This window comes from Kribbella sp. NPDC056951 (assembly GCF_042674205.1).
GTDB classification, from domain to species: domain Bacteria; phylum Actinomycetota; class Actinomycetes; order Propionibacteriales; family Kribbellaceae; genus Kribbella; species Kribbella yunnanensis.
Window position 1 is genome coordinate 1 of the sequence record NZ_JBHUQZ010000007.1, and the last position, 12,537, is coordinate 12,537.

The 12,537-nt window shown below is 67.4% G+C and carries 14 protein-coding genes; 5 read left to right on the plus strand and 9 right to left on the minus strand.

The window, feature by feature from the left end:
• Positions 1 to 168: 168 nt before the first annotated feature.
• Genes ACFTSF_RS25885 through ACFTSF_RS25920 form a run of 8 tightly spaced genes read right to left on the minus strand, consistent with a single transcriptional unit; the run spans position 169 to position 7,075 of the window.
• The gene (locus ACFTSF_RS25885) at positions 169 to 1,950 is read right to left on the minus strand and encodes a sensor histidine kinase (RefSeq protein ID WP_380156297.1); all 1,782 of its coding nucleotides are present in this window, start codon (positions 1,948 to 1,950) and stop codon (positions 169 to 171) included.
• A gap of 1 nt (position 1,951) precedes the next feature.
• On the minus strand, positions 1,952 to 2,641 hold the full coding sequence (locus ACFTSF_RS25890) for a response regulator (protein WP_380156299.1): 690 nt from the start codon (positions 2,639 to 2,641) through the stop codon (positions 1,952 to 1,954).
• A 20-nt stretch (positions 2,642 to 2,661) separates the two neighbouring features.
• On the minus strand, positions 2,662 to 3,894 hold the full coding sequence (locus ACFTSF_RS25895) for an ABC transporter permease (protein WP_380156301.1): 1,233 nt from the start codon (positions 3,892 to 3,894) through the stop codon (positions 2,662 to 2,664).
• Positions 3,891 to 4,556 carry an ABC transporter ATP-binding protein gene (locus ACFTSF_RS25900; RefSeq protein ID WP_380156303.1) on the minus strand — a complete coding sequence of 222 codons (666 nt, stop codon included), beginning with the start codon at positions 4,554 to 4,556 and terminating at the stop codon, positions 3,891 to 3,893. Before ACFTSF_RS25900 ends, ACFTSF_RS25895 begins: the two co-directional genes overlap by 4 nt.
• A complete protein-coding gene (locus ACFTSF_RS25905; RefSeq protein ID WP_380156889.1) occupies positions 4,553 to 4,933 on the minus strand; it encodes a hypothetical protein in 381 nt (126 codons plus the stop codon). The genes ACFTSF_RS25900 and ACFTSF_RS25905 overlap by 4 nt, the downstream gene beginning before the upstream one ends.
• Complete coding sequence (locus tag ACFTSF_RS25910) at positions 4,825 to 5,451, minus strand: peptidoglycan-binding domain-containing protein (protein WP_380156305.1); 627 nt, start codon at positions 5,449 to 5,451, stop codon at positions 4,825 to 4,827. The genes ACFTSF_RS25905 and ACFTSF_RS25910 overlap by 109 nt, the downstream gene beginning before the upstream one ends.
• Positions 5,452 to 5,495: 44 nt before the next feature.
• On the minus strand, positions 5,496 to 6,101 hold the full coding sequence (locus ACFTSF_RS25915; protein WP_380156307.1) for a hypothetical protein: 606 nt from the start codon (positions 6,099 to 6,101) through the stop codon (positions 5,496 to 5,498).
• Positions 6,098 to 7,075, minus strand: a complete 978-nt coding sequence (locus ACFTSF_RS25920) for an alpha/beta hydrolase family protein (RefSeq protein ID WP_380156309.1) — start codon at positions 7,073 to 7,075, stop codon at positions 6,098 to 6,100. Before ACFTSF_RS25920 ends, ACFTSF_RS25915 begins: the two co-directional genes overlap by 4 nt.
• Before the next feature lie 121 nt (positions 7,076 to 7,196).
• Between ACFTSF_RS25920 and ACFTSF_RS25925 the strand changes: the two genes are divergently transcribed.
• Positions 7,197 to 7,760 carry a TetR/AcrR family transcriptional regulator gene (locus ACFTSF_RS25925; RefSeq protein WP_380156311.1) on the plus strand — a complete coding sequence of 188 codons (564 nt, stop codon included), beginning with the start codon at positions 7,197 to 7,199 and terminating at the stop codon, positions 7,758 to 7,760.
• Here the strand turns inward: ACFTSF_RS25925 and ACFTSF_RS25930 are convergent.
• Positions 7,726 to 8,328: a TetR/AcrR family transcriptional regulator gene (locus ACFTSF_RS25930; RefSeq protein WP_380156313.1), complete on the minus strand. Its 603-nt coding sequence runs from the start codon at positions 8,326 to 8,328 to the stop codon at positions 7,726 to 7,728. The two genes, ACFTSF_RS25925 and ACFTSF_RS25930, sit on opposite strands and share 35 nt — an antisense overlap.
• A gap of 57 nt (positions 8,329 to 8,385) precedes the next feature.
• On the opposite strand from ACFTSF_RS25930, the gene ACFTSF_RS25935 reads away from it, so the two are divergent.
• From ACFTSF_RS25935 to ACFTSF_RS25950, 4 genes are read left to right on the plus strand one after another with little or no spacing between them, the layout of a single operon-like run.
• Positions 8,386 to 8,985, plus strand: a complete 600-nt coding sequence (locus ACFTSF_RS25935) for a DUF2867 domain-containing protein (RefSeq protein WP_380156315.1) — start codon at positions 8,386 to 8,388, stop codon at positions 8,983 to 8,985.
• Between the two features lie 40 nt (positions 8,986 to 9,025).
• The gene (locus ACFTSF_RS25940; protein ID WP_380156317.1) at positions 9,026 to 9,616 is read left to right on the plus strand and encodes a helix-turn-helix domain-containing protein; all 591 of its coding nucleotides are present in this window, start codon (positions 9,026 to 9,028) and stop codon (positions 9,614 to 9,616) included.
• Complete coding sequence (locus tag ACFTSF_RS25945) at positions 9,613 to 10,683, plus strand: epoxide hydrolase family protein (protein ID WP_380156319.1); 1,071 nt, start codon at positions 9,613 to 9,615, stop codon at positions 10,681 to 10,683. The genes ACFTSF_RS25940 and ACFTSF_RS25945 overlap by 4 nt, the downstream gene beginning before the upstream one ends.
• Before the next feature lie 42 nt (positions 10,684 to 10,725).
• On the plus strand, positions 10,726 to 11,277 hold the full coding sequence (locus ACFTSF_RS25950; protein ID WP_380156321.1) for a DUF998 domain-containing protein: 552 nt from the start codon (positions 10,726 to 10,728) through the stop codon (positions 11,275 to 11,277).
• Positions 11,278 to 12,537: the final 1,260 nt, after the last annotated feature.

Sequence of the window (12,537 nt, forward strand, 5' to 3'; positions counted from 1 at the left end):
ACCTGTCTACCCAACAGAGCTCCGCTGCTTTACGTTCAACACGCCCCTTGACACCACCCAACCCGCCTTAACTAACCGGCCTTGGGGTTCACCCACCAAAGCGGGGGTTCCCACACCAGATTCCGGTAGGGGAACCCCCAAGCCGGTGGGTCCACCCACCAAATGGGCCTACGGGGTGGTGGGGAGGCGGAGGGTGAAGGTGCTGCCTTGGTCGGGGGTGCTGGTGACTGAGGTGGTGCCGTGGTGGGCTTCGATGAGGCTGCGGACGATCGGGAGGCCGAGGCCGCTGCCGCCGGTGTGGCGGTTGCGGGACTGCTCGGCGCGCCAGAAGCGGTCGAAGACCTTGGGGAGGTCTTCGAGCGCGATGCCGGCGCCGGTGTCGGTGACATCGATCAGTACGTCGGTGCCTTCGCGGCGGGCGTCGATCCGAACCGTACCGCCGGCGGGGGTGAAGCGCAGCGCGTTGGCGACCAGGTTGCCGATGGCCTGGCGGAGGCGAACCGGATCGGCGTCCAGCTCGATGTCACCATCGGTTGCCGAGGACAACGTGATCTCGGCGTGCTCGGCCTGGCTGAGGTAGGTGGCGACGACCTGTTCGAGCAGCAGACCGAGGTAGACGCGTTCGGGGTGGATGCGGAGGTTGCCGGCGTCGGCGGTGGCCAGGTCACGGAGGTCGTCGATGATGTGCTGGAGCAGCGCGGCCTCCTCCGACAGCGAGGCGATGAAGGCCTGATCGGGCTGGGCGACACCGTCCTCGACGGCTTCGAGCCAGCCGCGGATGTTGCTCAGCGGGGTGCGCAGCTCGTGCGCGATATCGCTGACCATTGCCCTGCGCAACGATTCGGTCTTGGCTCGGCTGTCGGCGAGCTCATTGAAAGCGAGCGACAGCTGGCCGATTTCATCCTTACCGCGAACCCGGACCCGGATCTCCTCGTCGCCACTGGTCATCTGCCGCGACGCCTTGGTCAACGCCCGCAGCGGGTGCACCAGCCGGATCCCGCCGAGTACCGCGATCAGCACAGTGATCCCGAGAATCGCGGCCGCGACTCCGGCGATCCGTTTCTGATTGGCCGCCGACAGGTCGAACTCGGCCGACGCGCTACTGCCCTGACTGCTCACGAACAGCAGTGCCAACGGAGCGACGTACGGCTTGAGTAGGTCGCGGCGTGCGTTCGTCAAGCAGTTCTCGACGGCCTCGGTCGTCGGCGGCACTGGCGCAACGGCCGGGGCTTCCTGTGCCGGGGCGGTGGGGATGGACCAGTTCAGGTAGGCATCGAGCTTGATCGTTGCCTTGGGCCCCCGGGCGTTCAGGCAGCGGGTGACGTCCTTCTGCAACTGATCGTAGGCCTTCAGTTGGGGCGGCTCGATGAGGGCGAGGCGGTCGCCTTGGCAACCAGCCACCGTTGCCTCCGGGGCATCCAGGATCTCGGGCCGGCCGGTTGATCCCACCTCGATCCTGCCCTGGCCGGTGCGTCCCTGAACGCACTCCAGGACCTCCTTCGCCACCGCGTTGTACGCCGTCCGCTGCGCCGGCGTCAGTGCGAACGGACCGGCCACTCGCGGATCGATCAGGTCACCGCCGCCCTCCGCGGCGACCAGGTTGGGGTCGAGGCGGAGCGGATCGATGAATGCCGACGGCTTCCTCGTGTCCGGGACCGGCTTGCCGGCGATCGGTGTGTGATCGCGGAGGGACAGGCTGATCTGCCGGCCGGTGTCCTTGCCGAGTTTGGTGAGCAACGGGTCGACACCTTGCCAGGTCCGGTGCGTCGCGGCGTACTCGAGCAGGGTGTTGTAGATCTTCGCGTCGTCGGCGAGCGCCTGGCCCTGCTGTTCCTGGATCGCGACCGTCGTACTGCGGGCCGCCAGCCAGGCCGTCGCGGCGATCGAGCAGAGCGCGATCAGGACGGCACCAGCCAGTAAGCGGACCAGAATGCTTCGCCGAGCGGCCATGTCAGCCGTCGGTCAGCTTGTAGCCGACCCCGTAGACCGTCAGCAGCCGCACCGGCCGGCGCGGGTCCGGCTCGATCTTCTTCCGCAGGTTCAGCACGTGGGTGTCGATCGTGCGGGTGGTGATGTACTGGTCGATCCCGTGCATGTTCTCCAGCAGTTGGGCGCGGGTGAAGACCCGGTGCGGTCGCGCGGCCATCGTCGCGATCAGGCGGAACTCTCCTGGCGTACAGGTGATTTTGGTGCCGTCGGCAAACAATTCGTGCCGCTCGAGATCCACCGCGATTTCGCCGACCTGCAGCAACGTGCTGGGCTCAGCGGCCGCAGGGACCCTGGTACGGCGGAGCAGGGTGCGCACGCGCGCGGCCAGTTCGCGCGGACTGAACGGCTTGGTCATGTAGTCGTCCGCGCCAAGGTCGAGGCCGAGCAGCATGTCGTCCTCCTCGGTCCGCGCGGTCAGCATCAGCACGGGAATATCGGACTCGCGCCGCAGGATCCGGCACACGTCGAGCCCGTCCACGCCGGGCAGCATCACGTCGAGAACCAGGAGATCAGGCTGCCGCCGCCGTACCTCCTCCAGAGCGGATCGGCCGTCGGTCACGACGATCACCGTGTGGTTCTCCCGCTCGAGATAGCGCCGTACCAGCTCGGCCTGCTTCTCGTCATCCTCGGCCAGCACGACCTGCGCACCCATGCCGTCGACTATATGCCGTCTCAATCCGAGGCCAGCGCTTCTGTTGGCGTGAGCAACGATGCGCGGACGGCCGGATAGACCCCCGCCAGCACGCCGACCGAGATCGATGCGGCCAGGCCGGTGAGCAGTGCGGAGGCCGGGATCACCACGGGCCAGTCCTGCGATTCGGCGTACCCGATCACGCCGATCACCCCGAGGACCGCGCCCATCAGACCACCGATCGCGCACAGTACGACGGACTCGGTCAGAAACTGGCCGCGGATCTGGCGCCGGTTGGCGCCGAGTGCGCGGCGCAGGCCGATCTCGCGGCGGCGTTCGAGCACGGAGATCACCATCGTGTTCGCGACCCCGATGCCGCCGACCAAGAGCGCGACCCCGGCCAGGCCGAGGAACAGTGTGGAGAAGGCGTTCTGGGTGATGCGTTTCGCGGCGAGTGCTTCGGATGGCCGGCTGATCTGAACCAGGCCGGGCTGTTCGGGGCTGAGCGTGCGGCCGAGTACGGCGCGGACGTCCTCGACCGCGGTGTCGGTGGACCGGACGTAGACCACCGATGGTCGCCCGTCGAAACCGAGGTTGGTCTTGGCGGCGTCCCACCCGATCAGCACGGATTGCGCGACATCCGGTGCGAGCGGGGAGTCTGCGAGTACGCCGATCACGGTGAACCAGGTGTCGTTGAGCAGGATCCGGGGGAGCGCTTGCCCGGCGGGCAGGCTGGTGATTCCCAGCCAGGTAGCGGCTTTCGCGCCGAGTACGACGGTGGGGAACTGGTCGGTCGCGGGGGACAGGAACTTGCCGGAGTACATCTTGGCGCTGAGCAGGTTTATTAGGTTGGGGGTACCGGCCAGGACGGTGATCCCGCTGCTGTTGGTGGTCGCGTCGATCTTGTCGGAACGCCGTACGCTCGCGTGCACGTTGGCCACGCCGCTGACGTCCTGTACCGGTCCGATCCGGCCGGCCATGCCTACCGCCTCGACCGGAAGCCCGGCGGGAGCGCCGCTCTTGTCGGTCGCATCCGGTACGGCGGCCGCCCGGAGCAGGTCGGGTCCGAGGGTCGACAGTTCGTCGAGTACCGCCTGCTGGCTGGAGGCTGGGATTCCGGTCACGACGATCATGGTGGCGATGCCGATGGAGATGCCGAGGGCGGATAGGGCGGCGCGCAGCGGTCTGGTGCGGACCCGGGTGAGGCCGAGCAGCAGTAGATCGGACAGCGCCAGGCGGACGGGTCGGGTGAGCTCGGGTCTGCGTGCGGTCATGCGGTTACCACCTGGCCGTCGCGCATCTCGACTTGGCGGGGGAGCTGGGCGGCGATCTCGCGGTCGTGGGTGATGACGGCGATCGTCGTACCGGCTGCGTGGAGCTGCGTCAGCAGGTCGAGGACGGCGAGGCCGTTGGCGGTGTCCAGGGCGCCGGTTGGTTCGTCGGCCAGCACGATCGACGGGTTGTTGACCAGGGCTCGCGCGATGGCGACTCGTTGGCGCTCACCGCCGGAGAGCTGGTGCGGGCGGTGGTCGGCTCGGTGGGACAGACCGACTTTGGCGAGTGCTTCGAGTGCTAGTGGTTTCCGCGCGCGCCGCGGCGTACCGGCGTACAGGAGTCCGGTGGCGACGTTCTCGGTCGCGGTGTGACCGTCGGAGAGGTGGAACTGCTGGAAGACGAAGCCGATCGAGCGACCGCGCAGGGCGGACAACTCGCGATCGGACAGGCCGGCCACGTCGTGGCCGCTGATCGCGACCGTCCCTTCGGTGGGACGGTCGAGCGTGCCCATCAGGTTGAGCAACGTCGACTTCCCGGAACCGGATGGGCCGACGATCGCGATGAGTTCGCCCTTGGCGATGACTAGCGAAACGTCGTCCAGGGCGCGGACTCCACCGGGGTACTCCTTGACCGCATGGGTGAGTTCGACGACCGCGGTCATGAGGTGGTCACGACCTTCTGACCCGCCTGCAGACCCGTCCCGGTGATCTCGACGTTGCCATCGGCAAACATTCCGGTCTGGACGCCGACCAGCGAGGTCGTCGTACCGTTCACCACCTGGACGGCGTACCCACCCTCGCGCAGCGCGAGCAGCGCAGCCACCGGTACGACGAGGACGTCTTTGCGACTGGGACCGGGCACAGTGACCTGCACCGGGCCGGTGTCGACACCTTTGCTCGCGGCCTGCTGGTCGAGGGCGATCGTCGCGATCAGCTGCGGCTTCTTGCCGCTGTCGGATGGATTGCCGTCATCGGGCGGAGCGGTGGCGTCCGTGCCGACGCTGCGCCGGTCGGCTGCTGGTCTGTTGCCTTCTGCCACTTCTTGATCGCCTTGGTGGTGGCGGGAGTGAGCTTGTCGGTCGTCGTCGTGGGCAAGAAACCGAGTGCCGTGAGGTTCTCCTTGACCACGCGGATGTCGGGTCCCTCGAGCGGCTCAGAAGGCGGCGCGCTGGGCGGTGTACTTGGCGAAGTCGGCGGCGAAGTCGGTGGCGTGGTGGGCGGCGGACTCCCTGCACCGGTGCCGATCGTCCGGAAGAGCGGCGTGGATCCGAAGAACAGTGTCACCGGTTTGTTGTCCACCCGGAACAACGCGTCCCCGCGGTCCACCACGGTGTTTGCCTTGGGCAACCACGTGATCGTGCCGGTGGCATGACTCTTGATGGTCGAACTGCCGCCGTACCCGAGCTGCCCGGTGACCTCCTTGGCCTGGGACAGATCGGTCCGGGTGATCTCCACCGTCTGCGCCGGATCAGGGCCATTCGCGGCGACCGCCTTCTCCGGGCGATCGACGTACCGGAAGCCGGCCAGACCGCCGCCGCCAACCACGGCTAGTGCCACGACAGCCAAGAGAAAACGGCGCAGTACCATGCGTCGCCGAGAGCTCACTTGCCGGCCACCTCGCGCTGGCATTCCGGCATCAGGTCCATGCCCTTGGTGATGGACTGCATGTCGTTGTTCTTGCCGCCGAGCGCCGGGCCGACGATGCCGGACGACGTGTCCTTGGACAGCTCGACGTACTTGACGCCCTTGTCCTTGAGGCACTGCACGACCTTGCGGCCGAAGTCCAGCGCATCCGGGTTGTTGGCGTCGACCTCCCAGGCAGGCAGTGGCAGCTTCGGCTCGCAGACCTTGCCGGCCGTCTTCGCCTTCTGCGGGTTCGTGGTCGGCCCACTACCCAGTACGCCGGCCTCCTTCCGCTGCGCGAGGACATCGATCCCGTTGTCCTTCATGCATTGCAGATACGGCTCGAGCAACCGCCGGCGATCCGCATCGGTCATGTCGATCCGCTCCCGGACACGGCCGGCGTCCGGGTCCTTCGGAGTCGCCTTGGTGCTACTGCTCTTGCCGGGTGTCGGCGTCACGAGCGTCGCGACATCCGGCGCATTGGTGGTGTGCGCCTGCGTGTCCGCCTTCGAGGCCGAACATCCGGCCGCCAACACCACCACCAGCACCATCGGTGCCCACTGCAACAGTCTTCTGGTCGTCATGCCCGCCACGATGCCGACCGAATGTCAGGAAATTGTCGGCTCCCGGTGCCGATCCTGTCCTCGCTACTTGGACTCGGTGCCCGCGAGTGCGGCCAGCTCCTCCGAGGCCTCTTGCCACGCGGTGTTGGCGGGGTTGAACTGCGTGTGGAGGTAGGCGGCGGTGAGGCGGGCGATGGCGGCGACTCGCTGCGGATCCTCGTCGGTGGTCTCAGCGGCGTCGTACCCCTGGATGCCGCCGAGGAGATGCTCGGCGCCGAAGACGGTGAGGAGGGTCTTGGGCGCCGGGGCGAGGTGGTACGGGTCGGCGTGCCAGTCGGGGCCCAGGTCGGTGAAGTGTTGCGAGTCGTCCTTGTCGCGACGACCACCAGGGCCGGCGTCGTCATCGTGCTGAAGTCGATCGTCCGCGCGAAGTCGATGGCGTCCGCCATCGGGCCGTTCAGTACGTCGCCGCGGCCGGGCGCGGCCAGGACGATGCCCTGCTTGATCCGCGGCTCGCGCAGGTCCGCGATCTCGCCGGTCTCGGGGTCGGTGATGCGGGCCCCGAGCAACTGAGTGGTGGTGAAACCGCCGAGGGAGTGACCGGCCACGGCAATCTGTTCGCGGTTCACCCGACCGGCGAGCTGCGGTACGGCGTTCTCGACGAGATCGAACTGGTCGAGGATCTGGGACATGTCCTCGGCGCGCGATCGCCAGAAGTACGGCGCTCCGGGCGCATCGCCGACCGCGTTGGTCAGCGTCCGCGAGCTGAGGTGAGTCGGCTGGATGACGACGAAGCCGCGCGCGGCCCAGTCGTTGGCGAGCGGGGCATAGCCGTTCAGCGAGGACAGGTTGTTCGCGAAACCGTGGCCGTGCGACAGCAGGATGACCGGCAGATCGGTACCGGTCGCGGGTGCAGTGACGCGGACCTCCAGGTCGACGGGCCGGCCGGGGACAGACAGGATCACCGGGCTGTAGGAGATGACGGGCGTGCTCATATCGCTTCCTTCGATGCACTAAAGTGAGAACCGGGACGTTGTTCCACTTACGATACGGAACGTTGTTCCGGTTATCAAGTGGGACGTCGTTCCGGTTGTCCTGGCTGAAGGGAGTTGGGTGATGGAGGCCGGTCGGAGTAGGCGGTCCGATGCGCTGCGGAATGAGCAGAAGCTGCTGACCGCGGCGGCTGAGGTGTTCCTGGTCTCCGGCGTCGATGCGCCGATCCGGGAGATCGCGGCCCAGGCCGGCATCGGCACCGGGACGATCTACCGGAACTTCCCGACGCGCGCGGATCTGGTGGTTGCGGTCTATCGGCACCAGGTCGAGGAGTGCGCCGGGGCCGGCCCGCGGCTGCTGGCCGACCTCGACTCGCCGTTGGAAGCGCTGCGGCAATGGGTCGATCTCTTCGTGGACTTCCTGGTCACGAAGCACGGCCTCGCGCACGCAATGCAGTCGGACAGCAGTGGCTTCGAAGCCCTGCATGTCTACTTCCTCGAGCGCCTGCTGCCGATCTGCACCGAGCTACTCGCGGCCGCCTCCGAGGCCGGCGAGATCGACTCCGACATCCAGGCCTACGAGCTGATGCGCGGCATCGGGAATCTCTGCATCGGCCGCGAAGGTGACACCGCCTACGACCCGCGGCGCCTGATCACGTTGCTGCTGGACGGTCTCCAGGTGCACTGAGGAGATACTCCCCGGCTAGCTTGACCGTCTCGGCGCGCGTCCGGCCGGGGTGGTCGAACGCGATGAAGTGCCGGCCGATGGCCAGTGTGAACGCGAGGATGCTGCGCGCCTCGACCTCGTCCGGGTCACTGATGAACGACCCGAACATCGTGCGCAGGAAGTCCATCCGCTCGGTGTCGATCCGGCGAAGTCGCTCCGCCACCGCCTCGTCATGGCGTGCCCAAGCGCGGACGGCGAGGTCGATCTGGTGGACGTCCTCGGAGAAGGTCAGCTGACCGGCGCGTCGAATCCGGGTGGCCGCATCGCCGCCCTCGGCCTCGACGTGCAGCAGAACCTCGCGAGTACAGCGGCGCTCCCACTCGTCGAGCATCTCGTCGAGCAGCGCAGCCCGGCCGTTGAAGTACCCGTAGAAACCGCCCTTGGTGACACCGAGGTCCGCGGCCAGTACCTCGACGCGGACGGCGTCAGGTCCGCCCCGGGCCAGTGCGGTCAGACCGGCTTCGATCCAGCGGGTTCGCGGAGTCCGGGCGACGGCGGGAATCGGTCCTCCTCCATTGATGACGGCCAAGTTGTACGTTACCGTACAGATCAATTGTACGGCGACGTATAAATGGAAGGCGGAGTCATGGCGCGACTCGAAACGAGCGCTCACACCGAGCTGAACTGGCGGATCCACGAGCTCGCGAGCGACTTCACGGTCGAGGATGTGTGGTCCTTCCGTACGCCGGGCGCAGGGCCGGACGACTTCCCCGTCATGCTCGCCGCGATGCGGGCGGCCGGGGGAATCGATAACCAGCCCGGGGTGGCCAAGTTCCTGTTCGCCTTCCGCTGGAAGGTCGGTGAGCTGTTCGGCTGGGACAAGCCGGCCGCGGGTCTCAACAGTCGGATCGCCTCGCTGCGCGATCGGTTGCCGAGTGATCTCCCCGCCACTTCGACCGAGCTCGACGACGATCGCCTGCCGCTCAAGCCGGTGTACGCGCTGGAGCGGGAGGCTGCGCTCGAGATCGCGAACAAGACCGTGCACGCCCTCATGCACCTCGGCTGGGTCCAGGGATCGCAGGGTGATTACGAGCTGCGGATGGCCGTGCTGGTCAAACCCAACGGGTCGTTCGGGCGGCGCTACATGGCCGCGATCGCGCCGTTCCGCTATCTCGTCATCTACCCCGCGCTCACCCGCCGCTGGGAGCAGGCCTGGCTCGACCGCGAGCAGCTGCTCACGCAGTAATCTTGTTGCAAAGAAAGCTTTGCAAAGCTACCTTTGCATCATGCAGGAGGAATTCACGAGGGCGCCGGCTTTGGGTACGGCGGCGTTGCGGGCGCTCGCGCATCCGCTCCGAGTGCGGATTCTCGATGAGCTGTCGATGTACGGGCCGCTGACGGCGAGTGGGTTGGGGGAGCGGCTCGGTGAGTCGAGCGGCGCCACCAGCTACCACCTTCGCCAACTGGAGAAGCAGGGGCTCGTCGCCGAGGACGTCGGGCGCGGTACGGCGCGAGAGCGCTGGTGGAAGCGGGCGCCGGGCTCGATCACCCTGCCGGACGCCCATCGGCAGCCGGAGGGCAGTGCCGAGCGGCTCGCCACCGAGCTGATCGACCAGGAGTGGATGAGCCGCCGGGATGACACCGTCCGCGAGTTCCGGTCGCGCGGCGAGGAAGTGTTCGGGCCGGAGTGGCTCGACGTTGCGTCGTTCGACACCGTCAACCTGCGACTCACCGCCGACGAACTGCGTGAGCTTGTCGCCGAAATCGACGGTGTCGTCGCTCGTCGCCTCCAAGCCCAATCGTCTGCGGATGCGCGACCCGTGCAGTTGCAGCTCAACGCGTTCCCGCTGGTGCGCGGACAGGGAGTAACCCTATGAACCCCTTCACGATCGCCGTACCCGAGTCCGAACTCGACGATCTCCGGTCACGACTCCGGCGGACGCGATTCGCCGTACCGACTGCGAAGGACTGGGACGCCGGCGTCGATCCGGACTACCTGCGCTCGCTCGTCTCCTACTGGGCCGACGAGTTCGACTGGCGGGCGGCCGAGGCGCGGTTGAACGAATACCCGCAGTACATCGTGGACGGCACCCACTTCGTCCACATCCGGCGCGATCCGACGCGGCCTCCGGTCCTGCTCACTCATGGTTGGCCGAGCACGTTCGCCGAGCTGTTGCCGCTGGCCGACCTGCTCGACGTCGACGTGGTGATCCCTTCCCTGCCTGGGTTCCTGTGGTCGACGCCGACCGACGGACCGACCACGAAGGCCGCGATCGCCGAGCGGTACCACCGGCTGATGACGGAAACCCTCGGGTACGAACGCTACTTCGCCTTCGGCGGCGACATCGGCGGCTCGGTGTGCGGGTGGCTCGCGACGATGTACCCCAACCAGGTCGCGGGGATCCATGTCATCCACGGCCCGTTCCCGGCGGACTTCGCTGAGCCGATCACCGAGGCCGAGCAGGTGTGGCTCGACTCGGACGACGAACGCGGCGAGGAGGACGGCGGCTACGGTGCGATCATCGGCACCCGGCCTGACACGGTCGCCGCGGCACTGCTGGATTCACCGTCCGGGCTGGCCGCCTTCATCATCGACAAACTCCGAGCCTGGAGCGACTGCCACGGCGATCTCGAATCACGCTTCACCCGCGACGACCTCTGCACGATCATCACGCTCTATTGGGTGACCGCCTCCATCGGTACGTCGTTCCGCCCGTACTACGACGGTTCGCACAACGGGGTCCGCCCGACCATCGCCGTACCGGTCGCGGTCACGCAAAGCCAGGAATGGAACATGCCCCTGTTCCCCCGATCGATCGCCGAACGCGCAGCCACCGACATCCGCCGCTACCTGGCCCCCGCCGCAGGCGGGCACTTCATGCCCTTCGAAGAACCCAAACTCGTAGCCACCGAACTCACCGCCTTCATGCACGACCTCGCCTAGCGTGTCATCGAAATGTCAGCCGGTGGCGGCACCATGCACTCCATGAGTACCGCTCTCGCCGCCGTTGCCGCCACCCTGTTCCTGATCCGCCTCGGCCTGTTCGTCGCACTCCACCTGGTCCGCAGCGACTACAACCCCATCGAACACGCCGTCAGCGACTACGCCGTAGGCCCCACCCGCCGCCTAGCCACGACCGCCACCTGGGTCTGGGCAGCAGCCTGGGCAACCCTCGCCGGAGCCGTAGACCAAGGCACCATCTGGCTCCTGCTCCTAGCCGCCATCTTCGCCGTACTCCCCTTCCTCCCCACCGACCTAGAAGGCGCCCGCCAGACCGCGATCGGCCGGATCCACTACGTCGCCGCGATCGCCTGGTTCGCCATCAGCTTCACCCTCACCAGCACCTTCACCGCCCAGTACAACCTCGTAGTCCTCAACGCCCTGCGCTGGATAGCCCTCGTCTCCCTAACCGCCCTAGTCGTCGCCCTCGTAGTCCGCCCGTTACGCCGCCGCTTCTTCGGCCTCTCCGAACGAATCTTCATCGTCGCAATCAACCTCTTCTACCTAGTAGTCCCCATCGCCATCCTCACCCGCTAACCACGTTCTGTACGGCGGGAGTCGTGGCCGGGCCGCGGTGGTCTGCCGCGCGGGGTTGGCGACCGGGGCCCGCTGCCATGCGGCCGGGATCGAGGCGCCGGGTCCTCGCCGCTGCGGCCGGCTTACAAAGGAGGTGTGGCTGGGCGAGCCTGTGGCTGAGCGGGATGGCGAGGCCGCGACCACCTGCACGTCGCCTGTGTCTGACGGGCTTCGGTTGCGGTACAAGAGCTGCGTGGAACATATGTGCCCGCATGTGACGAATAGTTGCCCAAACACCAGCAACCAAAGGCGAAACCGCACTTCGCGGATCGTGACTGCCACAGAACGGCAGCGAGCTTCCGTGAATCCGCGCCGAAGGCCAATTCGCCTCGGCAGACGGAGTGTGGGGTGCATCCTGGCCCGCTCAGGCCCGACGCACTCCCACACCAGTCCAACCACCCGCCCGGGCCAACTCCCCGCCCGGCCAAACCACCCGGCCGTCCGTGCACGGCTTGTCACTCGGCGGTCCGTGCACGGCTCCCTCCCGGGCTCGGGTTGCTGCGACAGACGTGATGGAGAGATCGCGATCGGATGCCCGCTGCGTGTGTCTGACGAGCTTGGTTGCTGCGACGAGGATGGAGAGATGGCGATCGGATGCCGGCTGCGTGTGACTGACGGGCTCGGGTTGCAGCGACAGAGGGTGGAGTCGGGTTTCATCGATCCTCGGAGTGCTACTGCCACAGAGCGGCAGCGATCTTCCGTGAAGAGTCTCTGGGGGACCGACATCGTCCCGGGACGTGGAGTGCGGAGTGAACCCTGGGCCGCGAGGGATCGTGCGGGGCGCATCTTGCGCCGGTGAGGCCCAGTACCTTCGCCACCCTCCCCCCAACCGCCCGCCCGGGGCCCGATACCTTTCCCGCACCGGCTGAACCACCCGCGACGGTTACCTGCAGGGCAACCTCTTCTTCAACCGCAACCGAAGCCCGTCAGCCCCAGGCAACGCTCGCGCGGTCGCCGGCCTCGCCATCCCGCTCAGCCACAGGTTCGCCCAGCCGCACCTCCTCTGTAAGGCGGCCGCGGCGGCGCGCAACCCCCGCCGTACGTTCCCGGCCGCATCCCAGCGCACCCGGGCCCTCAACCCCACCTCTGTGGTAGATCGCGGTCACGGAGAGACGAAGTGCGTATCGACAGGAGGTGTCCGCTGGAGAACGGCGGTCAGGGGGTCGGCTCAGGTGGGGACGGCGGTGTACGTGGGCGGCTACGTCCTGTCCTTCGGGGGAT

Bases quoted from the DNA above. Each gene is read 5' to 3' on its own strand.
- ACFTSF_RS25885 (WP_380156297.1), bottom strand. From the start codon at position 1,950: ATGGCCGCTCGGCGAAGCATTCTGGTCCGCTTACTGGCTGGTGCCGTC.
- ACFTSF_RS25890 (WP_380156299.1), bottom strand. From the start codon at position 2,641: ATGGGTGCGCAGGTCGTGCTGGCCGAGGATGACGAGAAGCAGGCCGAG.
- ACFTSF_RS25895 (WP_380156301.1), bottom strand. From the start codon at position 3,894: ATGACCGCACGCAGACCCGAGCTCACCCGACCCGTCCGCCTGGCGCTG.
- ACFTSF_RS25900 (WP_380156303.1), bottom strand. From the start codon at position 4,556: ATGACCGCGGTCGTCGAACTCACCCATGCGGTCAAGGAGTACCCCGGT.
- ACFTSF_RS25915 (WP_380156307.1), bottom strand. From the start codon at position 6,101: ATGACGACCAGAAGACTGTTGCAGTGGGCACCGATGGTGCTGGTGGTG.
- ACFTSF_RS25920 (WP_380156309.1), bottom strand. From the start codon at position 7,075: ATGAGCACGCCCGTCATCTCCTACAGCCCGGTGATCCTGTCTGTCCCC.
- ACFTSF_RS25925 (WP_380156311.1), top strand. From the start codon at position 7,197: ATGGAGGCCGGTCGGAGTAGGCGGTCCGATGCGCTGCGGAATGAGCAG.
- ACFTSF_RS25935 (WP_380156315.1), top strand. From the start codon at position 8,386: ATGGCGCGACTCGAAACGAGCGCTCACACCGAGCTGAACTGGCGGATC.
- ACFTSF_RS25940 (WP_380156317.1), top strand. From the start codon at position 9,026: ATGCAGGAGGAATTCACGAGGGCGCCGGCTTTGGGTACGGCGGCGTTG.
- ACFTSF_RS25945 (WP_380156319.1), top strand. From the start codon at position 9,613: ATGAACCCCTTCACGATCGCCGTACCCGAGTCCGAACTCGACGATCTC.
- ACFTSF_RS25950 (WP_380156321.1), top strand. From the start codon at position 10,726: ATGAGTACCGCTCTCGCCGCCGTTGCCGCCACCCTGTTCCTGATCCGC.